Genomic DNA, 24,277 nt, shown 5'->3' on the forward strand with positions numbered 1-24,277 from the left:
GTTGTTCATGCCTACGTAGGGCAATCCAGCGGACCGGTTGGCTCGTGAATCAAGAAAACAGGCCGGTAATCAGACCGCGTAATCCGACAGACGCAGGTCGAGGATGCGACGAATGCGGCGTTCCTCTGAATGGAGAAATCCAGAAAACCGAAGACCAACGCCGTCAGTAAAGCGGGCCCGCACGATCGCTTCGTCGATCATGATGGGAAGATCGTACTCACCGGACTGAAGCTCCAGCATCACGTGGCATCCCATCGGGAGTCGTTGATTCGTTCTGATACGGCATCCTCGCAGGGACAGATTCACCATGGTCCCTTCAACCACGACCCGTTGAGTCGGATCGTGCACGGGCCGAACCTGTGCCGGATACTGAACCGGGACACGCGCATAATTTCGCCGAGGGTTCGTTGTGAGCTTGCCGAGGAAAGTGGTAAACCGATGGGCACAGAGCTGACAGCGAAAGGGGTAGATGGTCAAGGCGCTAAGAAGTCGCTCTGTGGCTCCTGATCGAGGAGCCAATTTTGTTTTCGCGGTCCCGCACTTCGGACAGTTCGCAGTGCGCATGGTCGGTCAACACTCCCGTGATTCGCCGTTGAGGGACGATGGTAGTCCGTTCATCGGAAAGCATAGTGTACCGACACCTTCTGCCACGCAACAAGCCCTCGTTCAGGGGGGGCGTGAGGCGAAGGTGGGCATCAGCCTACGTCCTGTCAGCCCTACAACAAATGGGTCACAGCTGTCCCTGCTTCCCCCTCTTTCCTCTCATTTTACAACCGTGTATCAACGATCTTGATGTACTGACGTAACACGGCCCCATCCCGTTCCCGCACGTTTACCGTAATCCTTAGCTGCTCCAGGTACTGTTCCAAGGTTTTCCCACCGAGATCGATCTTCCCTGAGACAAAGAACTCCCGCACGCCTTGTTCGAGTGTTGGGGTGGCGAGGTTGACAATCCCCCCGCACATGCGACGCAGACCCTGCTTGGGAAATAACCGGTCCATCTGTTCCCAGTTTGTTTTCACAAAATCCCATGCGAGTTCTCTGCCATAGACATTGCCCATAACGGCGCTGATGAGGAAAGGCGCGTCTTGTGTGCGGATATCTCCGCTGATCGTGCGGGCGAGTGTACGTTGGAGCAAGGCCTTCGGTTGGAACGCGGCGAGCGAGAAGAGATAGCGACGTTCTTCCTGGGGGGTGGAGGCAGCACGAAACCTATCGTGAAATTCGTCGTACCGGGCTTCGTCGCCGGTATGTGCAAGAATCGCGACAAGCGCCGGCACAACATTAGGATCGACCGCTGTCGCATCCTGCCTGTAAACCACGTACAGCTCTGCTGCGCGGCTTTGGATCGCGGCATCATTACCAAGTTTTCCTAGCGCCCCGATCAACTCACCTCGTAATTGTTTCGTCCCTTCGCTCTCGCCGCTCCGAGGGGCCCATCCCAACTCTGCCACGGCGGGACCGAGTCGCGCGCGTACTAATGCTTCCATGGCTGGTCGATCCTCTACTGCAATGATCTTGTTGAGGAATGAAAAAGAATCTACCAAAATAGCCCAGACATTCTTGTCCCGTTCCCCAGTGAAACGAGCTGTCAGATCCAGATATTCCGTGAGGGGCATGAGGCCTGCGACGGTCGTGGCCCAGGCATCATTGATGAGGTTGAACCGTTCTGTGACGGCGAGTCGGTCGATGCCGGCGCTCAAGAGCCGATCGAGCAAGTCTGGCGCATAACGCACTCGATAGAACCCATGGCCTCCCTCATTCAGGAATATGGACTCCCAATCTTTCGGGAGGGGAATGGCCGTATCTTTCTCCGTCAGTAACATGCGGGTGGTACGGCTCTTACCACCGATGATGATTCGCATCTGGAGGGGGATCTGCCACCGCTGGCCCGATGATGGGCTGGACGGTTCATCGCCCAGATAGCTGAACCGTTGTTGGGTGACGGTCAGTTCTGATGACGAACTGACCGTGGCGGTCACGAGTGGAAATCCCGGTTGAAAGATCCATCCGTTCATGAGTTCAGGCACCGGCTGTTTGGCGATCTTCCCCAGCGACACCCAGAGATCGTTCGTATCCGCATTGCCATAGGCATGTGCCTGCAGGTAATCCCGTACCCCGTCGCGGAAAACCGTCGGACCGATATGTTGCTCCAGCATGCGTAATACCGACGCGCCCTTTTCATAGGTCAACACGTCGAACATGGCATCGGCATCCTTGGGCGCCTGCACCGGATATTCGATCGGTCTGGTGCTGCGCAGACCATCAACAGAAAACGCTGCGGCGCGCGAGACGCCGAAACTGTTCCATCGTTTCCATTCCGGCTTCCAGGCATCCACGGCCAGCATTTCCATAAACGTGGCGAAGGCTTCGTTCAGCCACAGACCGTTCCACCAGGACATGGTGACCAAGTCTCCGAACCACATATGCGCGTTTTCATGGGCCACCACATCGGCCACGCGCTCCAGCTCGCTATGCGTGGCACTCTGTCGATCGACCAGTAAGGCGGTTTCGCGGTAAGTAATCGCGCCCAGGTTTTCCATGGCACCTGAAGCAAAGTCAGGAATGGCGAGCAGATCGAGCTTGTCGCCGGGGTATGGGATCCCGTAGTAGCTTTCAAAGAAGGAGAGTGATGCCCCCGCTATGTCTTGGCCAAATCGCGCAAGATGTCTTTTCCCAGGAACGGCCCAGAGGCGAAGCGGGGTCTGGCCGACCATGGTCGGTTCGGTCGGCTCAATCTTCCCTACGATGAAGGCAACCAGGTACGTCGACATTTTCATGGTGTCGGCAAACCGCACCACCTTCTTCCCGCCCTCACGCGTTTCAGATGTCATGGTGCTGTTGGAAACAGCGGTCAAGGTTGGATCGATGACCAACGTGGTCGCAAAGACGGCTTTGAAATCCGGTTCATCCCAACAGGGAAAAGCTCGGCGGGCATCAGTGGCCTCGAACTGTGTCGCTGCCATATTATGTGTCGCCCCATTCTCGTCTTTGTAGGTGCTGCGATAGAAGCCACGGAGCTTGTCGTTGAGGGTGCCTGAGAACTGAATGGTCAATCTCCAGTTGCCTGGCGACAAAGGCTCGGCAAACGTGAGATGGCAGCGTTGGAGGGCTGCATCCAATGTAATCGTCGCCTCTCTGGACGGACCTGACTCTCCGTCTATCTTCGCCGAAGCGATGTCCAGCTCAATGGCATTGAGGACGATGTCAGCGGTCGGCTGATGGACCGTAACGGTGATGGTTTCTTGACCAGCAAAACTCGCGGTCGCCAGGTCTGGCTCCAATCTCAAATCGTATCGAGTCGGGACCACATGCCTGGGAAGCCGGTATGGATCAAGCACACCTGGAGAAGAAACCTGGTTCATCGTTGTACCTTTCGGTCGTTCGGTCATCGTAGGAGCAAAGGGACGCTGGAGGCACGAGCTGAAAAATGGTGCGAGTGGAAGGGCCAGAATGAATCGAACATGTGCGGTGAGGCGCTGTAGGGTTTGCCGTCTGCTGAGCGGCTCGGTCATGCCCTCGTCGCAGGATATGTTTCGACTCCGTTGGCGGTGCCCACGATGAGCAGATCTGTTCGTCCCACAAAGAGTCCGGTCTCGACGACGCCTGGAATGAGGTTCAGAGCGATCTCCAGTTCTCGCGGATTGTCGATCCGTGGGAGATGGACATCCAGAATCACGTGGCCTGCTTCCGTATTGAAGGGCGCTCCGTCCCGTTCACGAAGTACCACCGGGCTCTTCGTCAGGGCTTCGATTTCTCTGGCCGTACTGCCCCAGCCGAAGGGGATGACCTCGACCGGAAGAGGGAATGATCCACCCAATACCGGCACTCGCTTGGTCTGATCCACCAACACGATGAACTGTTTGGCCGACGCCGCCACAATCTTTTCCTTCAGGAGCGCGCCGCCGCCGCCCTTGATGAGATTGAAGCCGGGGTCGACCTGGTCCGCCCCATCGATCGCCACATCGATCACCCAGGCATGATCGGCATCGATGAGCGTAATGCCCTGTTGCTTGGCGAGCGTGGCCGTTTCCTTGGACGTGGGCACTCCACGAAGTCTCATGCCCGCACGAACCTTAGCCCCCAGTGCGACGATCATATGTTTCGCCGTTGAACCGGTCCCGAGTCCCACGACCATTCCATCACGGACATATTCAACGGCAGCCAGCGCCGCCGCCCGTTTCAGCGAATCGAGATCTGTGGCCATTATGCGGTCTGCCGTGCGAGGTGGGCTGCAAATGCGGCGGCGCCGAGCAAGGCCGTATGTTGGTTCATCACCACTTTGACCGGAATTGAACTCATCAAACGCTTGTAGCGGCCCTTATTGGTAAACGACTTCATAAACGTACCGTCCTTGAGTTTCGCAAGCAGCTTCGGTGCGATGCCACCGCCTAAATAGACGCCGTTGAGCGACATGGCTTTCAGCGCAAGATTGCCGGCTTCGGCACCGTAGATAGAGGCAAACAGATCGAGTGCCTGCTTGGCGATTTCCGCCTGGCCTTTGAGCCCGGCTGCTGCAATCACCGCCGCCGGGTCACCGGCTTTGATTTGCTCTGAGAGCCAGGTGGGCTCGTTCTTCCTGCTGTCACGAACATAGTCATAGATGGCATGCAGGCCTGGTCCTGACAGCACCCGCTCGTAACTGACGTGCATGTAATGGCCACGCAGATGGTGCAGGAGTCCGATCTCGTTATCGTTATTCGGCGCAAAGTCCGCATGACCGCCTTCCGACGGCATCGGTTGATAGCGGGAGCCGTTCCAGAAGAGGATCGCTTCACCCAATCCGGTTCCCGCGGCAATCAGGGCAAGTGCCTGATTGTGAGGCGGGGGAGTTCCGGCATTCAGCACTTCGACTTCGTCCGCTCGGAGCAGCAAGATGCCGTGGGCCATAGCTTCGAGATCGTTGAGGAGCCGCACGTTCGGGATCTCGAAACGTTTCGCCAGCACTGCGCCATCGACTACCCACGGGAGGTTGGTCGTTTGGCAATGGTTCTGAATGACGGGTCCGGCAATACCGAAACATGCCGCCTCGATCTTCAGTGGTACCTCCGCTGGACGCTCTCCTTCTGGTTCGGCATCGCCGTCCTTCTCGGCTTCGTATTCGTCGATCGGTGTCGGAGGTTTCGGAGGGACAAGAAATTCCGTGAGCATGTCCTCAAGGCAGGTGTAGTCAGCACTGTGAAACGACTCTAGTCGGACAGGATCGACGCGGTCCTTCTTCCAGTCGTACAACGCTAAGTGAGTTTTCGTGCCCCCAATATCACCGGCTACAATCATCGAGTCCTCATGTGGAATCGTCCGCTATCGATCCATCGAAAGTTCCTCGGCAGCCGCTTGATCGAGAAGCCAGACAAGGCGCCCCTCTTCTGGCCTGACCAACGAAGCCGGGAGCTGTCTTTCAGACTCGGTCTTCGGATCGAGTATGGCTCTCACGACTCCGGCTTTGCCGGCTCCCGCGACGAGAAACAGTATCACACTCGCCCGGTTGATCACACCTAGGGTCATGGTTAATCTGGTCGGTGGATCGTTCGGAGATTGGGTGACTGCAATTACACGTTGACGGTCCTGCACAGGTGGTGTTCCGGGAAAGAGAGAAGCCGTATGGCCATCCTCTCCCAACCCTAAGAGGATAAGATCCAAGCGTGGCTGAGTCTGGGCTGTCGTCTTGGTCGCGCGCCTCAGCTGCTGTTCATATTCAAAGGCCGCCGCCTGCGGGTCAGGTGATTCCCCTGCCATACGATAGATCTGTGCGGGCGCAATGTGCAGAGGAGTGAACAACGTGTTGTGCGCGAGCGCGTAGTTACTTCGAGGGTCACCTGGAAGGACGCACCGTTCGTCGCTGAAGAAAAATACGGTTCTGGACCAATCGAATCGCCCGGCGTACGAGGGGGAGGTAAGCGCCCGATACAGAGCTTCCGGCGTCTTGCCACCGGAGAGTGCGATGAGGAACTCTCCCTTCGCGCGAATAGCCTCTTGACCCACCGCTTGCACAAACTCTGCTGCTGCGAGAGCCCAGGTGTGGCTGTTCTCTGAGATGCGGATGTCGGGGACGGCAGGCATCTTACTTCTTACGGACGCGGCCGGATCGGGTTATGGAGGAACGGCCTGATGGAGCGCGAAGCGCAAGGGATTTCGTGAGCGCCTGTATCGTGGCAATCGGGTTTTTGCCCAAAGGCAGGACGATGGCTTGTCGATCGTGCGCCTGCAGCGCCTGTATGTCGCCGGCTGCCTGCGCGCGAGCGAGGGTGCCAAAGGTCACGGCTGCTCCCGGGATCGCCATATCGGGACTCATCTGGTCCATGAGCTGCAGAAACACTCCGCTATCTGGGCCTCCTTTATGAAGCTGGCCTGTCGAGTGGAGATAGCGCGGTCCATACCCAGCCGTCGTGGTCACATGGTGACGGGAGACGAGCATTCTCCGCAGCGAACGAATGGCCTGCTCCATCTTGAGCGAAGGAGTCGTATAGGCCAAGATCGCGACATAGACACCAGGATGGCATTGACGCTGCAACTGTATCGCAGCTTTCGCCGGAGTGACGGTGACCTGTTTCGGTAACTTGCCGGTAGACTCGATTATTTTCAGCACGCGGGCGGTGTTGTCTTTACTTTCCTGGACATTCGGTTGATCGAACGGGTGAATGCCCAACAGATGGCCTGCAACGGCTGTGGCAACTTCCCATCGGAAAAACTCTGTCGCGAGATCGTAACGGTCTTTGAGCGTGAACGTCAGGACCGGATGTCCCTGTCGCGCGAGTTTGGCGACCTGCTGGTCGAGCGGCCGATTGAGATCGTTTTTGAGCCGGAGATACACGAAGAGTCGGTCGGTGCCATAGGCGGTCGGGGAGACGATTGGTTCATGTGCAACGGGGATCAGGCCGGTTCCTTCCTTGCCCGTGCTTTCCGCGAGAAGCTGCTCCGCCCATAAACCAAATGCCGAGATCTGGGGTGAGGTGATGAGTGTGACTTTGTTTCGTCCCGCTTGGGCGAGTGCGGCCATCGTCGCGCCAAGGTCGGCGCCGGGGTTGTGTTCGAGCGGGGACTGAACATGGCAGACTCGAGCCATCATTGCAGCACGTGCCAGCAACTCTGCCACATCGATCCCCATCAACGCCGCCGGGACTAATCCGAAATAGGACAGAACCGAGTACCTCCCACCGATGTCCGGAGGACTGGTAAAGGTGCGCAGGAACTGATGCTCCGTTGCGAGTGTTTCTAACCCCGTGCCCGGATCGGTAATGGCGATAAATTGTTTCCCGCCTTGATGGCCGGTGGTTTTCTGCACAAGATCCCAAAAGTGGGCGAAGAGGGACATGACCTCGATCGTTCCGCCGGACTTGCTCGCGAGGATGAACAGACTTCGAGCAGGGTCGATCGCCTTCGTGACCTGTCCAATCCATCCCGGGACGGTGGAGTCGAGGACCCACAGACGCGGAAAGCCACGGCCTGATCCAAACGAAGCCCGCAACACTTCCGGCCCCAAACTGCTGCCACCCATTCCCAGCAGGACGACATCGCGGATACCGCGCTGCTTCACCGAGTTTGCGAAAACCCGCAATTCCTCGGTTCGGTCTTTCATCTCGTCGATGACGGTCAGCCAGCCGAGACGATTGGTGATGTCGGTAGGGTCTTGTTTCCAGAGTCGATGGTCTCGCGCCCAGAGTCGCTCGACCGCATGGCTGGCAGTGAGCCGTACCTGTGCCGCAGCAACCAGGGATTGCAGATCTAAGGAAAACGATCGATCAGTCTTACCCTTCATGACACCCCTTCCGTACATCTTAGATATCGGATGAGTGAAACACAAACATAAGACCTCTCCTATGGCGTCATGGATCGACGGACAAGAAAGGGCATGCCTTCGACCACCGTCCAGGCGAGAGATTGTGCATGCTCGTGAGACACAGTGAGATCAAGGGAAGGGGGAGACAGAGTCGGGTCTCCCGTCCTCAGCATCTTTCCCCAGACTGTGAGCCTCCGCCACCATGCGCGCCCTCGTTGCATGGTCCATTGCCAGGGATCGCCATCGGCATTCGAGAATACGAGGATCTTCATCGGGGGCGAAAATAGCAGTGTAAACGTTGTCGGCATATCCCCAAGTGAGATGGGCTCCTGTTCTGCTTCGGCCGTGGGATCAATTTTTCGACGATTCACTGGAGGACGTTCGCGCAGTCGGTATGCAGTCATAAATTGATCGAGGTGTGAGGCCGACCAACTTTCGATTGGAATGCGGTGGAGTTCGACGCCCCGGCCCTTGATCAGGATGACGTTGGACGCGAGGTCAATGAACACATAGGTCTGTGGCCTGGACGCAAGCTTGATCTCTTCTTCTAACACGCGGGTGGCTTCTTGGAGCGCGACGGGATCGGTTCTGTCTACTGTAGGGGTTACGTCTGGTTCTACCGCCCAGCTTATCGTCGTAAGGGATAGGAAAATGGAGAGTCCTGCGCAGAGAAAAATCATAGGGGGACTGCGCCAGTGCGAGGACGGTTAGAAAATCAAGATCGGTGTGCCGACCTTGGCAAGCCGATACACACTTCTTAGATCGTCGTCGTTGAGTCGAATACAGCCATGCGTCACATTTTTCCCAAGGAGGCGGGTATAGAGCGTGCCATGGATAAAATAGCCCTTCCCGAATCCGAGGGCATATTCGCCGAGCACTCCAGATTCAAGACGGTCGGCTTGACTCTTGGGGACTTCGAGTCCTTCTTCAATAAAAGCCCAGTCGGGCTTCACCCAGACGGGGTTGGTCAATTTAGATTGTACGGTAAATTCTCCCCGAGGTGTATCGAAGATCCACTGTCCTTTTGAATCGCCAGGCTTATCGAGAATCGTGCCGCTGCCTGTGGAAGCCAATGCATCCAACAGCACCTGGTCACCCCGTTTGATATAGAGATGATTCCTGGCCGTATCGACGAGAATATAGGGTTGCGTCGGCATTAACTGGGTCAGCTGTTTGACGAGCGTCTTATAGCGCGCTTGGAGTGCCTGAGAACCAGCATGGTCGAACGCGGTGAGCTGAATGGTTACCGCATCCGACTGCGGCAAGCCGCTGCTCTGCACAAGGGTGACGAGGAAGAGGCTCATCACGACAGACCACAGAGACAGGAGGACGCGCTTCATGGATCCGCCTCAGGTTTCTTTTCTTTGCACACCGAGTATCTCTAAGGTTTGTGCCACAGAGTTCTGCTCATGTAAGGCTCCGACGATAGTCACCGGCGTTCCCTTCTCGACCCGATCAAAGAGGAGGACCATCTGCGGATTGTCGAGCATGACGCACCCCAGAGTTTGGGCCATCAATTCGTTCTCGACTCCGTGGATTTCGATTTGCCCCCCGATCGCTCGCGATGCCGGGATCTGTCCCGTCTTCTGTTCGATCCGGTAACGGCGTCGATCCTCTTCGTTGGGATAGTCGAGCACCAAGGCACGATAAAACTGAGTCTGCCCCTGTCCGCGCTTATTGCTGACCCGATACCGGCCTTCCGGGGTAGCACCGTCGCCCTGGTATCGTTTCTCTCGAATGCCATTAAATCCAAGGCGGACGGGATAGGATACCATTTTTTGCCCGTTTCTATAGAGGGTCAAGACTCGATCGGCCTTGTTCACCACAATAGCCGAGGCTCGATGGATGCGTGACCAGGTGATGGTGTCCTTGGCCATCTGCTGCCAGCCAACGATTTGATCCCGATTGGCATATCGCCCTAATTCATGACTCAACAAGACTGCTTGGGCAGCCAAATTCTGCGCAGCCCGGTCCGCTGCGTCCAGGGAGCGATCGTATTGCCCTTGCGCATAGAAGGCATGGGCCTGTTTCATGAGCAGATCGGTTTCGACAGGTTTTTGTCCCAGAACGAGCCGGCTATCAATGCCGCTGACCTGCAGGGTGATCATCCGTGACCGGTCCTCAACCTGCGCTATTTTGTTTTCAGCTGAATGGCGCAATGTTTCGCGCTCTTTTGTGAGGCGAGTAACCGTGTGGGCCCCTTCTTTTTGTAGCTGACGAAGAGCGATTTCTAAGTCATTGGGCTCCCAAGGCCATCGGATCAGATCTTCGTCGGCCTGAACCCGACTTTTTAGCGCCATCCATTGGTGCGCAAACTGAGCATAGTCGTTGGGCGAAAACTCAGCCGCCCGTAGTTGCATTAAGTCTCGATCAATATTTTCGACCGCCTCGATCGCGTCTTGGGGCACAGCCTCTACGCAGCCGGGAAGCGAACCGGCTAATGCCAGTGCTCCCCACCCCAAGACGATCGATGTTACTCGTAGACCGTAACCAGGCATTATGATCAGTCTATCCTATTTCTTCTTCGCCGCCGCGGGTTTTCCTTTTCCGATCTTGGCAAGCGCTGCCTCGATTTCGTGCGAGACAGCCTGACTCTTCTCGTGAATGGCGACCGCCTTCGTTTGTGCGACCGGATAGTCTGCGGTGTCGATGGCCATTTGTACCTGATTGAGGGATGCCTTAAGAGCCTCAGCATCGGCCTTGATGGATTCCAATGCTGCGCGATCTTTTCCCGTAGGCGCTTTGGCAACTAACGCGAGTGTGGCCGCGACGGCCTCTTGGGCAACTTGTTGCGCTTGAAGTGCAGCGGCTTTGGCTTCGTCCTTTTTCTTAGTCGCCTCCGCTTTAAGTCGTTCCGCATCGCTCTTCGCTGCCACGGCAAGCTGTTCGACTTTGCCGTAGTCGCGGAATATTGCGAGTTTGCCGTCTTGATCGCTTACTTCTTTCTTGAGCGCGGCAAGTGAGCCTTGAACTTTGGCATATTCGTCCGCGACATAGGTTGACGCGCCACTCTGTTGCGCGTCTGACACGGCTTTTTCTGCTGCCTCGATCTGTTCCGTCGGCGGCTTCGCACAGGCCGTGAGTATCAGAAGGGCGCACAGGACTGGTACCATCGTGGATCGTGAATTCATGGTTTTTCTCCTCCTCAAGTTGCCGACCAATAGTCAGCATGTATGTGACGTTCGACTGCGGTCAATGCTTTTTGCATACAAGATGCTGAGAACCTTATTGAATTCGCAAGGGTAATGCCAGTGAATCCATGAAGATAGATGCTAAAAGTATCAGCTCTTACAATGACTTGTGTATAACATGGTTATACAATTGCGAAATCATGGGGCGATCTAGCCCATACTTCAACAAAAGTGCCTCAATTATAATGTGTACCTAGCGAATACATAGCGGGATGACAACGCCTCCTTTTAATGAGATAGCGTACAGGCATTCATGCTTTTATTAAAAACCTGTCCGTTTCTGATACGCAAGGAGTTTGACAGGGTACAACCCCATCTCTATAATACCCCGTTCGTCTGTGAGTCTTCTTAGGCAAGGAGTGAACGCATGTCATTTACATCAGCGCAGCCATCGAACCTCAAGAGAAAGCGTGAGCATGGATTCCGTAAACGGATGAGCACAAAAAATGGCCGTAGAGTCATTGCTCGTCGTCGCGCAAAGGGTCGAGCCCGCTTAACCGTATAGGTTGACCAGAGCTCCAGCTCAGCTTTGCGAGGAATCTTGCCCCTCGGTACGTGTCCCAACACTGACGTTCCCGCTACAGGATGACGGTAGGCGGTCATGATCGAGTCCGGAGATCTGGTCTCGAAATGGTATTCTTCTGCACCGTGGCCTTCGTCCCAGGATGATCGTGATGTTACAGGGTGGAGGTGACAGGGCTCTATTCCTGAAGCGAAGCCGCGACATCGAATATGCCAAGAAGAACGGTCGTCGGATTTCGACCGCCTTCTTTAACATGATGATTTGCCCGACTGATGTCAGTGGGAGTCGTGTCGGTATTGTGGTGGGGAAACGATTCGGGGGAGCCGTGAGCCGAAATCGGGTCAAACGCCTGTTTCGAGAACTCACGCGCCACGTGCAAGGTCAATTGCTTCAGGGGCAATCCCTTGTGGTCTTCCCAAAGCGGGATTCGATTGTGCAGCCATTTGCTGTATTGAAAGAAGCATGGCTGTTGACACTCCAACGCCAACGGCTGCTGCGGACCCATGAGAACTAGTGTGCGCCAATGTTGCCTAACTCTGCTAGCTGGTTACCGCTATTGGGTTTCGCCGTTCCTGGGGCCTGCCTGCCGCTTCGATCCAACCTGTTCTGAATATGCGACTACGGCGATCGGTCGATACGGACCGCTCCGTGGCCTTAAGCTTGCGGTCTGCCGCCTCCTGAAGTGCCATCCGTTTCATCCCGGAGGAATAGACCCTGTGAAGTAACAGGATCTTGATCGTTCACATCGGATACTAATTGGTCATGGAAAAACGCGTCGTCATCTTTCTCGTCCTGTCGTTAGCAATTATCTTGGGGTACGATCTGCTTCTCAAGCAGATGGGATGGCTCCCTGAGCCGCCTCCTATACAGAGTTCTTCCGCTCGGGGTTCCTCGTCCTCCAACGAGACAGAATCAACTCCTACGACGGAACAGGATAACACCTCGCTCGACGTGAACGTCCCACCTCAATCAGGTCAAAAGCCTGGCGTGACATCGTCGGATGCGGCACTCGCGACATCTGAACAGACGGTCACGGTGGAAACAGATCTAGTCCGAGTCGGTCTGTCAAATCGTGGTGGCGTCATTCGAAGCTGGGAACTGAAGCGGTACCATACCGCAGCGCCTGAAGAGAAGCCGGTACAACTCGTGTACCAAGGGGGGAAGTTTAGAGGCCCTCTCTCCATCACGGTTGCGAACGCGGACATTGAGAAGACGATTCGAGAAGGCCTTTATTCCATCGACAAGGATTTCACCCTCCTTGATGCCTCACATCCCGTCGGGCATGTCACGATGCAGTTTCACGACCCCGTCACTCATCTCGGCGTAGAGAAACGGCTAACCTTTCATCATGATAGTTACGTCGTGGATGTCGCGGTTGCCCTGGAAGGAGTGACTGAATCCTACGATGTGGGATTGGGGACGAACTTTGGCATCGTGGAATGGGGCGAAGGGTTCATCGGGTTGATTGGATCGGCTTCACTGGTTGACGACAAAGTTGAAAAAGAAACTCCAGATACGGAACTTGAACGGAAAGGCTCAGTACAGTGGGTCGCGTTACAGGACAAGTACTTCATTTCCGTATTGATGCCAAAACAGGCGACCTCTGCCTTGGCCAAGAAGGAAGGCGATAAGGTTGTCTCAGCCGGCGTGCGGATGCCGGCTCCTGGTGCAGGATCCTCGATCGCGCTTCAGCTCTATGCGGGCCCCAAGGAGTACGACACCCTTCGGTCCTTAAACGTAGGCTTGGAAGATACCATCGATTTTGGATGGTTCATCTTCGGCAGTTGGACGGTGGTGAAATCCGTCGCCAAACCCATCTTCTATGTGCTGCGATTCATCCATGACTACACCTACAACTATGGGGTCACCATCATCCTGCTGACGATGGCGATTAAGTTGTTGTTTGTCCCGTTACAGTACAAGAGCTATAAGTCGATGAAAATGATGCAGCTGATCCAACCCAAGGTCGCTGCAGTGCAAGAAAAGTTTAAAGACGACCGAGACCGACTGAACAAAGAATTGATCAAGCTCTATCGCGACCAGAAAGTAAATCCTGTTGGCGGCTGCCTGCCGATGGTGTTACAGATGCCTGTCTTCGTGGCTCTGTTTAACATCCTCTACATGACGATCGATTTGCGCCAAGCCCCTTTCATGCTCTGGATTACCGATTTGTCGGTGCAGGATCCCTACTATGTACTGCCGGTGATCATGGGAGCGACGATGGTCATCCAACAGAAGATTACCCCCACCACGATGGATCCGACACAGGCGAAGATCATGTTGGTGCTCCCGGTGTTTATGACGTTTCTGTTCGTAAATTTTCCTGCAGGTCTTGTGTTGTATTGGCTGACAAACAACGTCCTGACCATCTCCCAGCAAGTATTCACGGATCGATTTTTATTTCGCAACAAGACTCTCATTACGACGGGCCCGGAGCTGAGCAGCGGGACAAAGTCCTAACATAACAACCTCCCCACGGGCGCGACACAAGAGCGCACGACCAGCCGACAGTGGGAGCGATCACGCGGTGAAAAAGCGCCATGCAGGGAGGACTCGAGGATACCATCTGTGCCATTGCGACTCCCGCAGGAGAAGGCGGCATAGGGATCGTTCGCCTGAGTGGTCCTCAATCCCTCGTCGTAGCGTCTCGAGTTGTTCGATTGCGTTCCGGTCGTCCGCTCTCATCGGTTTCCTCTCATACGCTTCATCTTGCCGATCTTGTGAGCCCTGCAGCAGTCGAACGGAAAGACCTCAGACTCGGTCAGGTACGGACGCCCGCAATAGACCTTCTTGACGAAGCACTCGTGGTCTATATGAAAGCTCCGAGGTCTTTTACCGCAGAGGATGTCGTAGAAATTCAGTCTCATGGCGGGGCATTGGTGCTCGGGATGGTCTGCAAGGTCTGCGTCGCGTCTGGTGCAAGGATGGCTGAGCCTGGCGAGTTTACAAAGCGAGCGTTCCTCAATGGACGATTAGACCTCTCACAAGCAGAAGCGGTGCTCGACACCATCAGGGCAACATCGATGGCCGGCTTGAACATCGCACAGCGCCATCTGCGGGGAGATCTTGCACGGGAGGTGGAACAGACTCGGGCCTCTCTCTTGACGGTATTAGCCCATGTTGAAGCAGGTATCGATTTTGTGGGCGAAGATATTTCATTTCTTCAACGTGAGGAACTCGTGCGCATCGTCAGTCAGGCCTGTGCCGTCGCTCAGAAGCTGGAGTCGACGGCGCAGGAGGGGCGGATCTTGCGGGAAGGGGCCTCTGTCGTTATCCTTGGACGCCCGAATGTCGGTAAATCCAGTCTCTTAAACCGGCTCTTAAAGGAAGAGCGGGCGATCGTCACCGCCGTTCCTGGTACTACGAGGGACGTGATTGAGGAATCCATCGATCTTGATGGACTAATGATTCGTTTGGTTGATACGGCCGGCATGCGGGAAACGGATGATGTCGTTGAGCGGGAAGGCATAAAACGTACATGGATTGCACAAGACGAGGCGGATCTCTTGTTGGTCGTGCTGGATGGAACGGTACCCCTCACCAACGATGACCGAGAGCTATTACACCTCGTCATGGATCGTAAGCATATCGTGGTGCTAAACAAGTCGGACCTAACCGATACGATGGAGATAGACTCAGCATTCGCAGACCATATGGCGTACCGTATATCGGCAAAAACTGGTTCGGGGATTGAGACGGTGAAGTCCGCCCTTCGTACTCAGCTCATATCCGAGGGCTTTGAGTCGGCGGAAACCGCCAGGGTCACAAATGTACGGCATCGTGACGCATTACGCCGGGCGGTTGAATCCTTAGGCCAGGCTCTTGAGTCCGTGCAATGTGGGATGCCCGGGGAGCTGGTCTCGATCGATGTGCGTAACGCGGCAGACGCACTTGGGGAAATTACCGGCGCCATTACAACCGACGAAATTCTGGGACAGATTTTTTCACAATTCTGCATCGGCAAGTAGAAGCGGGGTAAACGTGGGACAGGTCGTGGACGTCATTGTCGTGGGGGGAGGCCATGCCGGCTGTGAAGCCGCTTTGGCTGCGGCGCGCATGGGTGCGCAAACCTTGCTGCTCACGATGGATCATGACCGCATTGCCCAAATGTCGTGCAACCCTGCGATCGGGGGAATTGCCAAAGGGCATCTGGTCAAGGAAATCGATGCACTAGGCGGAGAGATGGCGCGGAACACCGATCAAGCGGGTATTCAATTCCGATTCATCAATACGAGTAAAGGCCCGGCAGTGCGGGCCCTCCGCGTTCAATGCGACAAGAAACTCTATCGAAACGCCATGCAGCGAACGCTCCGCCTGCAGGCAGGCCTAACAATCGCTGAAGGAACAGTCGATCGCTTGCTCACGCATGCCGGCGCCATTACAGGTGTGGTGACGGGTCACGGCGATCACATTCCGGCAAAGGCCGTAATCCTAACATCAGGAACATTCCTTAAGGGTCTTATCCATATCGGCTTGAATCATTTTCCGGCAGGACGAGCTGGAGAAGCATCCGCAGAGCACCTGTCTGATTGTATGCGCGACCTGGGGTTCGAACTAGGCCGGCTCAAAACCGGTACACCTCCTCGCTTGGATGGGGCGACTATCGATTTTTCCGTCATGGTGCCTCAGCCAGGGGATAATCCGCCACCGCCATTTTCATATCGGACCGATCGGATAGACAATCGCCAGCTCCCTTGTCATTTGACTCACACCAATCGCACCACGCATGAGTTAATCCAGCAGAATCTGGACAGGTCGCCGCTCTACAGCGGCATTATTGAGTCGATAGGACCGCGGTATTGTCCGTCGATCGAAGACAAAGTCGTACGCTTCGCGGATAAAGAACGGCACCAGATCTTTATCGAACCAGAAGGGTTGGACACACCTGAGTTTTATCCCAATGGGATCTCCACAAGCCTTCCGGTTGATGTACAGGCTGCAATACTGAAGACAATTCCCGGGTTAGAGCATGCCACCATGCTCAAACCTGGCTATGCGATCGAGTACGATTACTTTCCACCACGACAACTACACCAGACGCTGGAGACCAAAAATATCGCTGGCCTCTACCATGCAGGACAGATCAATGGGACATCAGGATATGAAGAAGCGGCCGCTCAGGGCCTGATGGCTGGAATCAACGCTGTCTTGAAAATCCAAGAGGAGCCTCCACTTATACTCGACCGTTCGCAGGCCTATATCGGTGTATTAATTGATGATCTCATTACAAAAGATGCTCGCGAGCCCTACCGTATGTTTACTTCGAGGGCGGAATATCGTCTTTTGCTCCGCCATGGAAATGCGGATCTTCGGTTAACGGATATTGGGCGGCAGGTCGGATTGATTGGTGATGAAATCTATGCACGCTTTCAAGTAAAGCAGAAAGCCATTGAAACTGAACTCATCCGCCTCGAAGAGTTTCGACCAAGGCTCACAGAAGCTGTTCGTGAGCGGCTGACAATAGCCAAAATTGAAGAAATATCCGGGCCTTGCACCGCAGCCCAGCTCTTACGACGGCAGGGAGCAGATTATAAGACTCTACTAGAAGCACTTGAGATTGAATCTGTTCAAGACATTGAAACCTATGAAGAAATAGAGCTACAAATCAAGTATGCAGGCTATATTAAACGACAACTCCAGCAGATCGGGCGGTTCAAAAAGCTTGAGTCAAAGCCCATTCCAATAGCATTTAGTTATGATGGAACTCCTGGGTTTTCACGCGAAGTCCGTGAAAAGCTCAACAAAGTTCGACCTGCTTCCATTGGCCAAGCCTCAAGAATTTCAGGTGTCACTCCAGCGGCGATTTCACTCCTCCTTGTCGCACTTGAAAAATACAGGGGAGAATCTAGCCAAAACAGTCTGCTGCACATCTCATCCTAGCGGTAAAACACACAGTTCTTGCCGTCCGTTTCGGAATGTCTTGACCTCAGCTGTTGATTCACGTAATTGTTCCACGTGGAACATGAACAAGAATTGAGCGAATTCACAATTACTTCCATACGGGAGCTTGGTCTGACTATCGTGGAGAGCCAGGCCAAGCAGTTCATGAGTTATCTCGCTCATCTCATTACATGGAACAAAACTATTAATCTCACCGCAATTACCGATCACAAAGAAATTATTATCAAACACTTCGTTGACTCACTTGCTGCCCTAACCTCAACAAAGTTTCCGCTAAATGGCGCTGTACTTGATGTGGGGTCCGGAGGAGGGTTCCCTGGCATCCCTCTTAAAATTATCCGACCTGACTTACGACTAGTCTTAATTGATCCCGTTCAGAAAAAATGCTCATTTCTTAACTCAATGATTGGACTGTTAACGCTTCATGATATATCCACGTTTAATGGCAACATCGAACAATATGCTAACCGTACGCTCGGCCATGCTATCGATATGGTCGTCGTGCGGGCGTTGAAATTTCATGACATTAGAGAACACCTCCCCGCAGTACTCAACTCAAATGGGAAGGTTGTCTTATATCGAGCAGAGCCCATCACGCATCAAGAATTAGATGGAAAGTTTCATCTTGTAAGTGAAACCACCCTAGACCTTCCGCTGAAATCTGGGAAAAGAGTCATCTCAGTGATAGGGATGGCACATTGATAATATGATCAATGCCATATGATATGTTCCACGTGGAACATGATCGATGTATCTGAGATAATGTTTGGCTCACCCTGATATATGGCAAAAATTGTAGCGATCGCAAATCAAAAGGGCGGAGTAGGGAAGACCACAACGGCCGTGAACCTTGCCGCTGGCGTCGCACTCCTCGGTAAGCGCGTATTACTTGTGGATATGGATCCACAAGGAAACGCCACGAGCGGGCTAGGTGTTGACCCACGCTCTCTGCAGACAACGGTCTACAACTGCCTGATTAATTATGTAAAGTTTCATGACGCTGTGCATGTCACAGAAGTGAACGGTTTGTCACTTTTGCCGGCAAATGCTGACCTGTCAGGGGCAGAAGTCGAACTGGTGAACGTTGAAGAACGTGAAAAGATTCTTCGAAGCTATTTGCGAGACGTTGAGCCACTATTCGACGTTATCTTCCTCGACTGCCCACCGACATTGGGGATCCTCACAGTGAATGCACTGGTCGCAGCACGTAGCGTTTTAGTCCCTGTTCAATGTGAGTACTATGCCATGGAGGGATTAAGCCGCTTGGTGGGTAACATCGAACGCGTTCGTCAGTCATTCAACCCTGACCTGAATCTGGAGGGGATCGTCTTGACAATGTTTGATGCGAGGAATACGTTGGCTCGCCAAGTCGTTGAGCAAGTTCGTGAGCATTTCAAAGATGCCGTCTATCGAACCGTGATCCCTCGAAATGTGACACTCGCTGAGGCTCCGAGTTACGGACGTCCGGCCATGTTATATAACGTTGCATCAGCAGGATCCCAAGCCTATCTGTCTTTAGCCAAGGAGTTTGTCAGTCATGGAGAAAAAAGCGCTGGGTAGGGGGCTCGATGCACTATTGCCTTCAGTCAAGGCTACACCGATGCCTGAATCAGCAGAGGTTCAACGATTACGTGTCGATGCCATTGTGCCGAATCGATATCAGCCACGACAAACGTTTGCACCTCATGAGCTGGCAGAACTTACAGAGTCCTTGAAGCAAAATGGGTTGCTGCAACCAATTTTGGTGCGCCGCAAGGGTGACGGAATCTACGAACTCATCTCTGGTGAACGGCGGTGGCGCGCAACGAAAGACGCGGGGATAGAAACAATTCAAGCCGTCATTCGTAACTGCGGAGACGAAGAATCCATTGTCCTTGCTCTCGTAGAGAATCTTCAGCGAACAGATCTCAATCCTATGGAAATGGCAAGAGCCTATCATCGAATGATGAACGAATTTGGACTGACTCAGGACATAATTGCCCAACAAGTCAGTTGCGAAAGATCCACAATCGCGAATGTCGTACGTCTTATCAATCTTCCCTTAGAGATTCAGCAGCTGATTGAAACCAATCAGCTCTCCATGGGTCACGCCAAAGTGATTCTTGGTCTTCCTGGCCAGAGTGAACAGCTTCGGATCGCCCAGCTCGTGGTTTCAGGGACCCTCTCAGTGAGAGAGACTGAAAAACTCGTAGAATCATCACCGGTTGCAAAAAAACGAGTGACAAAAGACTTACGCCGAACACCATGGACTGATGTTGAAGAGCGTTTACAAAAAAGATTTGGGACCAAAGTCACGATTCAAAAAGGAAGACGTGGCGGAAAAATTGTCATTCACTACTTCTCTCCCCCTGAGCTCGACGGGATTCTTGAAGCACTTCTGAATTAGCACATCTGTTTTTCTGACTCGTAAACTCGCGAGAGCATGAGGCATATTTATTGCTCATGCTCAATGCGTGACTGAACCCTTCCTTCATAACCTACTTAACCATAACTGCGTCACCAGTCGCGACGAAGTTAATGTGATGAACTCGAGGAGGCGTACTCATGTGGGGTCAGGAGAAACAGCCGGAAACGAGCGAGACCGAACCAGATCGTGAAGAGACCAGCGACATAGCTACTGGACTGGCGGCCGAAAATACGGAGGGCATTATCGCCTTCGTCGGGAAAGGCGTCGAGTTTAAAGGCACCATCTCGTATAGCGGAACCGTCAGAATAGACGGATATCTCGACGGGGAAATTCACACAGAGGGCATACTCTTGGTGGGTGAGGATGCCGTCATCCAGGCAAAAATCACGGCTGGAACGGTCGTATGTAAAGGGAAAATAACCGGTAATATTGTGGCGAAAGAACGCGTAAAGCTTCGCGCCCCGGCGGTGGTGAGCGGCAGCGTAAAGACGCCTGTCCTTTCAATGGAAGACGGCGTGTTATTCAATGGTGATCTCGAGATGGCTCACACCGTGCGTGAGCTTCCACGGGAAGCCCCCTTGCGGCCGGTTGGGGTCATCGCGCAACCAGACATCAAACGCAGCAACGGCTAAATCATTAATTAATACGTAAGTATATTTTACAAATATGGACGCGACCAGCTGTGCGCGCAGTGAAAGAGTCGGAGGAGGCCATTATGTGGGCAATGAAAGAGCGAAGCCAGCAGTCGGAATCAGATAACGAGAATTTCACACTCCTGGGTAAAGGAGTGGACTTTAAGGGGATCGTCAGTTTTGATGGAACCGTACGGGTAGATGGTCGCGTCGAAGGGGAAATCCATACAACCGGGACGTTAATCGTCGGAGAGCATGCCGTGATCAAGGGCATCATATCGGTCGGCGTGCTCATGAATAGTGGCAAGATCAATGGGGTCATCACGGCCACTGAGAAGATCGAGATTTTAAAGCCCGGCACGCTCATCGGTGATATTCGAACCCCCGTCATTGCGATTCAAGAAGGCTCCCATTTCCATGGCATGTGCGATATGGGCGCTCATCTCTGGAACGAAGAACGTGCCATTTCAGTCAGAACGCCTCACAGCCCTGCCGCAGCCGCTGCACATTAGTGGCGGTTCCCTCCCTCTAGCCCTTTCGCACTCGACTTCAGTACAATAGCCACATTATGACTCGTCCTACAGTTCTTCTCGGCATGAGCGGTGGAGTGGATAGCTCTGTGGCGGCAGCGCTTCTGGTTCGCCAGGGCTACGACGTCCATGGCGTCACACTACAAGTCTGGGAACATGAAGATGACACCGTCGCGGCGTCCAAGAAATGGGAAGAGCGTGGATGCTGTAAGGTCGGCATTGCCCGATACGTCGCGCAGACATTGAAAGTTCCACATGAAGTGGTCGACACCAAACAAACCTTTCGCACTGGGGTGATCGACGACTTTCTGGCCGGCTATCTCGACGGTACCACCCCCAATCCCTGTGTCCGTTGCAATGAGCGAGTCAAACTGAGGGGACTCATCGAACTTGCCGACGCACGCGGAATCAACTATGTCGCCACAGGCCACTATGTCCGCATTGGCGAGTCCGAAGGACTACCAACACTTCAGCGAGCGGCCGACCTCAAAAAAGATCAAAGCTATTTTCTCTATCGACTGCGCCAATCATGGCTTTCACGCCTGCTCTTTCCAGTAGGAGCCATGCAAAAAACAGAAGTCTGGCAGGAAGCAGAAGCCCTAGGCCTTCCTGCGGATGAATTGAAAGAAAGTCAGGAAATTTGTTTTGTCAGTCACGGCGATTATCGAACCTTCATTGAGAAAGAAGCCCCAAAGGCCAAGAAGCCAGGGTCATTCGTCGATGAGACAGGTCAGTACTTAGGAGATCACGAAGGGATTGCCTTCTATACGCCTGGCCAACGACGAGGCCTCGGTATTGCGACCGGCCGCAGACTCTACGTTCAGCAGGTACAGCCAGCCACGAATACGGTCGTGCTTGGGACGGAAGAGTCTTTGCGTCGCAGCCACTGTGATATCGGGGATTTGAACCTCTTCGATCCGTCCTTACTCACAGGCACCACAGAGGTAGAGGTGAAAGTGCGGTATGCCACGCCTGCCGCTAACGCAACCGTCCAGTCACTATCGGAGGGCACCCTTCGAATTCATTTCCGTGAGCCCCAGCGGGCGTTGAGTCCTGGTCAGTCTGCTGTGTTCTATCGAAACGATCGGGTCATCGGTGGCGGAATCATCCAATCAGTCTAGTCACTACACGGCCAGACCCTCTGTATTGACAGCCCTCATCCGCCAATGCTAACTTGGCGCGCCTCTTTTCGTGCAGACGCACGAAGGCTTTCCTTTTGTCAAAAAGAAGAACGAACGGATCAGCATAGTGATCAAGACAGCAGTTGCCCGACGTTATGCACAGGCACTCTTCGAGCTCCTCGACGCATCCACCATTGAGTCCACCCGCGCAGCCTTAACGGGATTAGGTGAGGCGATCAAAGACTCCGTCTCGCTGCGCCATGTCGTGGCCTCGCCGACGTTTGGTGCCGAAGGAAAAATCGCCGTTCTCGCAGAGCTCGGCACACGTCTCGGATGCCCTCCAGTCGGAAGAACATTTCTCGCACAGCTCGTAAAAAAGAATCGTGTCGGCTTTCTTCCGGAAATTGCTGAGGCCTTTGCGAAACTAGCTGATGCGTCAAAAGGCACTCAACAAATTACCGTGTCTTCGGCGGCGGCGTTACCCCCAGCCGAACAAGATCGAATCAGCTCTCGCTTGCGCGAGATGCTCAAACGTCAGGTTGACGTGACCTTTCACACGGATGCCCGCCATCTCGCCGGCGTTCAGATTCAACTCGGCAGCACGGTGGTCGATAGCACCGTCCGTGGGCGGTTACAAGCGATGCAGAGTTTGTTGACTAAGGAGTAGCCATGCAGATCAAGGCAGATGAAATCAGTTCGATCATCAAAGAAAAAATCAAAGGCTTCGACAAACAGGTCGACGTCAAAGAGACCGGCTCAGTCATCCAGGTCGGAGACGGAATCGCCAAGGTCTACGGTCTCGACGGTGCGATGGCCGGAGAAATGCTTGAATTCCCAGGCGGCCTCTACGGCATTGCGCTGAACCTAGAAGAGGATAACGTGGGCGCCGTGCTGATGGGCGATGATGTCGGCGTGAAGGAAGGCGATCCGGTCAAGCGAACTGGACGTATTGCAGAGGTTCCAGTCGGTGAAGCCTTGATCGGTCGTGTGGTCAACGCAATCGGCCAGCCTATCGACGGAAAAGGTCCCATCAACTCCACACTCTCGTCCCGCATCGAAGTGGTGGCCCCCGGCGTGAATACACGTCAGTCCGTGCGCGAACCTTTGCAAACCGGCATCAAGGCCATCGACGCCATGATCCCCATCGGCCGTGGTCAGCGTGAATTGATCATCGGCGACCGGCAAACCGGCAAAACCGCCATTGCCGTCGATACGATCATCAATCAAAAGGGCCTCAACGTATTTTGCATCTATGTCGCCATCGGACAGAAGCGCTCCACCGTGGCACGCGTCGTCAAGACGCTCGAAGAGAACCACGCTATGGAATACACCATCGTCGTGGCAGCCACCGCGAGCGACGCAGCCCCGATGCAATACCTGGCGCCGTTCTCGGGAGCAGCCATCGGCGAATATTTCCGAGATAACGGTAAGCATGCTTTGATCGTCTACGACGACCTCTCTAAACATGCTGTCGCCTATCGTCAGTTGTCCCTGTTGCTCCGTCGTCCGCCGGGACGCGAGGCCTATCCGGGCGACGTGTTTTATCTCCACTCCCGACTCTTGGAGCGCGCAGCCAAGCTCAGCGATAAACTCGGGGGAGGAAGCCTCACGGCCTTGCCCATTATTGAAACACAAGCCGGTGACGTGTCCGCGTACATTCCAACCAACGTCATCTCGATCACCGATGGCCAGATCTATCTCGGGAGCGATCTGTTCTACTCCGGTATCCGACCGGCCATTAACGTCGGTCTGTCGGTCTCACGCGTCGGAGGTTCGGCCCAAATCAAGACCATGAAGCAGGTGGCTGGTACCCTTCGGCTCGACTTGGCCCAGTATCGTGAAATGGCTGCCTTTTCACAGTTCGGCAGCGAACTCGATAAAGCGACTCAGATGCAGCTCGCTCGCGGTGTGCGCATGGTCGAATTGCTGAAACAGGGACAATACAAGCCGATGCCCGTTGCCGACCAGGTTCTCTCCATCTATGCCGGCGTCAACGGTTATTTGGACGATGTCGCTGTCGACAAAGTCCAGCAATTCGAGGCCGACCTCCTGCATTACGTGCAGCAGAATCATGCGGAGCTGAAAAAGGAGCTCGCGAGCATCGGGAAAATCGACGATAAGGTTGGCGCCAGACTGAAAGAGATTATCTCGACCTTTAAACAGAAGATGGGATACGGCGCTAAGTAGCTGCTGGC

Annotated in this window: 24 protein-coding genes; 14 read left to right on the forward strand and 10 right to left on the reverse strand. The window is 54.2% G+C overall.

All coding sequences use genetic code 11. From position 1 onward, the window contains the following. Window positions 1–69: 69 nt before the first annotated feature. The 10 genes from Q8N00_08145 to Q8N00_08190 form a co-directional block, all read right to left on the reverse strand. Window positions 70–564, reverse strand: coding sequence for a PilZ domain-containing protein (locus Q8N00_08145; protein ID MDP2382761.1), 495 nt, complete (start codon window positions 562–564; stop codon window positions 70–72). A 203-nt stretch (window positions 565–767) separates the two neighbouring features. Next, on the reverse strand, window positions 768–3,365 hold the full coding sequence (locus Q8N00_08150) for a M1 family metallopeptidase (GenBank protein MDP2382762.1): 2,598 nt from the start codon (window positions 3,363–3,365) through the stop codon (window positions 768–770). 146 nt (window positions 3,366–3,511) lie between these two features. Continuing rightward, a complete protein-coding gene (gene rpiA, locus Q8N00_08155; protein MDP2382763.1) occupies window positions 3,512–4,207 on the reverse strand; it encodes a ribose-5-phosphate isomerase RpiA in 696 nt (231 codons plus the stop codon). Then, entirely contained in the window at window positions 4,207–5,277 is a 1,071-nt protein-coding gene (gene glk / locus Q8N00_08160) for a glucokinase (protein MDP2382764.1), read from the reverse strand. Before glk ends, rpiA begins: the two co-directional genes overlap by 1 nt. A gap of 24 nt (window positions 5,278–5,301) precedes the next feature. Then, on the reverse strand, window positions 5,302–6,060 hold the full coding sequence (gene pgl / locus Q8N00_08165; protein MDP2382765.1) for a 6-phosphogluconolactonase: 759 nt from the start codon (window positions 6,058–6,060) through the stop codon (window positions 5,302–5,304). Window position 6,061: 1 nt separating this feature from the next. Continuing rightward, window positions 6,062–7,756 carry a glucose-6-phosphate isomerase gene (locus Q8N00_08170; protein MDP2382766.1) on the reverse strand — a complete coding sequence of 565 codons (1,695 nt, stop codon included), beginning with the start codon at window positions 7,754–7,756 and terminating at the stop codon, window positions 6,062–6,064. 59 nt (window positions 7,757–7,815) lie between these two features. Then, complete coding sequence (locus Q8N00_08175; GenBank protein MDP2382767.1) at window positions 7,816–8,331, reverse strand: hypothetical protein; 516 nt, start codon at window positions 8,329–8,331, stop codon at window positions 7,816–7,818. A 153-nt stretch (window positions 8,332–8,484) separates the two neighbouring features. Then, on the reverse strand, window positions 8,485–9,117 hold the full coding sequence (locus tag Q8N00_08180; GenBank protein MDP2382768.1) for a L,D-transpeptidase: 633 nt from the start codon (window positions 9,115–9,117) through the stop codon (window positions 8,485–8,487). A 9-nt stretch (window positions 9,118–9,126) separates the two neighbouring features. Continuing rightward, the gene (locus Q8N00_08185; GenBank protein MDP2382769.1) at window positions 9,127–10,275 is read right to left on the reverse strand and encodes a L,D-transpeptidase; all 1,149 of its coding nucleotides are present in this window, start codon (window positions 10,273–10,275) and stop codon (window positions 9,127–9,129) included. A 15-nt stretch (window positions 10,276–10,290) separates the two neighbouring features. Then, entirely contained in the window at window positions 10,291–10,908 is a 618-nt protein-coding gene (locus Q8N00_08190) for a DUF4398 domain-containing protein (protein ID MDP2382770.1), read from the reverse strand. Between the two features lie 427 nt (window positions 10,909–11,335). Here Q8N00_08190 and rpmH point away from each other — a divergent pair, with 427 nt between their 5' ends. The 14 genes from rpmH to atpA all read left to right on the forward strand — a co-directional run bounded on the left by rpmH (window position 11,336) and on the right by atpA (window position 24,269). Continuing rightward, window positions 11,336–11,473 carry a 50S ribosomal protein L34 gene (rpmH, locus tag Q8N00_08195; protein ID MDP2382771.1) on the forward strand — a complete coding sequence of 46 codons (138 nt, stop codon included), beginning with the start codon at window positions 11,336–11,338 and terminating at the stop codon, window positions 11,471–11,473. Window positions 11,474–11,642: 169 nt separating this feature from the next. Further along, a complete protein-coding gene (gene rnpA / locus Q8N00_08200; GenBank protein ID MDP2382772.1) occupies window positions 11,643–12,005 on the forward strand; it encodes a ribonuclease P protein component in 363 nt (120 codons plus the stop codon). Then, complete coding sequence (yidD, locus tag Q8N00_08205; GenBank protein ID MDP2382773.1) at window positions 11,995–12,216, forward strand: membrane protein insertion efficiency factor YidD; 222 nt, start codon at window positions 11,995–11,997, stop codon at window positions 12,214–12,216. Before rnpA ends, yidD begins: the two co-directional genes overlap by 11 nt. Window positions 12,217–12,253: 37 nt before the next feature. After that, complete coding sequence (gene yidC, locus Q8N00_08210; protein ID MDP2382774.1) at window positions 12,254–13,951, forward strand: membrane protein insertase YidC; 1,698 nt, start codon at window positions 12,254–12,256, stop codon at window positions 13,949–13,951. Window positions 13,952–14,031: 80 nt separating this feature from the next. Then, window positions 14,032–15,459 (forward strand): tRNA uridine-5-carboxymethylaminomethyl(34) synthesis GTPase MnmE, encoded by a 1,428-nt coding sequence (gene mnmE / locus Q8N00_08215; protein ID MDP2382775.1) that lies wholly within the window; start codon window positions 14,032–14,034, stop codon window positions 15,457–15,459. A gap of 13 nt (window positions 15,460–15,472) precedes the next feature. Continuing rightward, window positions 15,473–17,371, forward strand: coding sequence for a tRNA uridine-5-carboxymethylaminomethyl(34) synthesis enzyme MnmG (gene mnmG, locus Q8N00_08220; GenBank protein MDP2382776.1), 1,899 nt, complete (start codon window positions 15,473–15,475; stop codon window positions 17,369–17,371). A 75-nt stretch (window positions 17,372–17,446) separates the two neighbouring features. Beyond that, complete coding sequence (rsmG, locus tag Q8N00_08225; protein MDP2382777.1) at window positions 17,447–18,094, forward strand: 16S rRNA (guanine(527)-N(7))-methyltransferase RsmG; 648 nt, start codon at window positions 17,447–17,449, stop codon at window positions 18,092–18,094. 81 nt (window positions 18,095–18,175) lie between these two features. Then, on the forward strand, window positions 18,176–18,952 hold the full coding sequence (locus Q8N00_08230) for an AAA family ATPase (protein ID MDP2382778.1): 777 nt from the start codon (window positions 18,176–18,178) through the stop codon (window positions 18,950–18,952). Continuing rightward, window positions 18,930–19,778 (forward strand): ParB/RepB/Spo0J family partition protein, encoded by an 849-nt coding sequence (locus Q8N00_08235; GenBank protein MDP2382779.1) that lies wholly within the window; start codon window positions 18,930–18,932, stop codon window positions 19,776–19,778. The genes Q8N00_08230 and Q8N00_08235 overlap by 23 nt, the downstream gene beginning before the upstream one ends. A 158-nt stretch (window positions 19,779–19,936) precedes the next feature. After that, entirely contained in the window at window positions 19,937–20,431 is a 495-nt protein-coding gene (locus tag Q8N00_08240) for a polymer-forming cytoskeletal protein (GenBank protein ID MDP2382780.1), read from the forward strand. Between the two features lie 83 nt (window positions 20,432–20,514). Further along, window positions 20,515–20,943, forward strand: a complete 429-nt coding sequence (locus Q8N00_08245) for a polymer-forming cytoskeletal protein (GenBank protein ID MDP2382781.1) — start codon at window positions 20,515–20,517, stop codon at window positions 20,941–20,943. 56 nt (window positions 20,944–20,999) lie between these two features. Next, window positions 21,000–22,082 carry a tRNA 2-thiouridine(34) synthase MnmA gene (mnmA, locus tag Q8N00_08250; GenBank protein MDP2382782.1) on the forward strand — a complete coding sequence of 361 codons (1,083 nt, stop codon included), beginning with the start codon at window positions 21,000–21,002 and terminating at the stop codon, window positions 22,080–22,082. Window positions 22,083–22,209: 127 nt separating this feature from the next. Further along, on the forward strand, window positions 22,210–22,749 hold the full coding sequence (gene atpH, locus Q8N00_08255) for an ATP synthase F1 subunit delta (GenBank protein MDP2382783.1): 540 nt from the start codon (window positions 22,210–22,212) through the stop codon (window positions 22,747–22,749). A gap of 2 nt (window positions 22,750–22,751) precedes the next feature. Continuing rightward, complete coding sequence (gene atpA / locus Q8N00_08260; GenBank protein ID MDP2382784.1) at window positions 22,752–24,269, forward strand: F0F1 ATP synthase subunit alpha; 1,518 nt, start codon at window positions 22,752–22,754, stop codon at window positions 24,267–24,269. The last annotated feature ends 8 nt before the right edge of the window (window positions 24,270–24,277 follow it).

Source organism: Nitrospirota bacterium, assembly GCA_030684575.1.
GTDB lineage: Bacteria > Nitrospirota > Nitrospiria > Nitrospirales > Nitrospiraceae > Palsa-1315.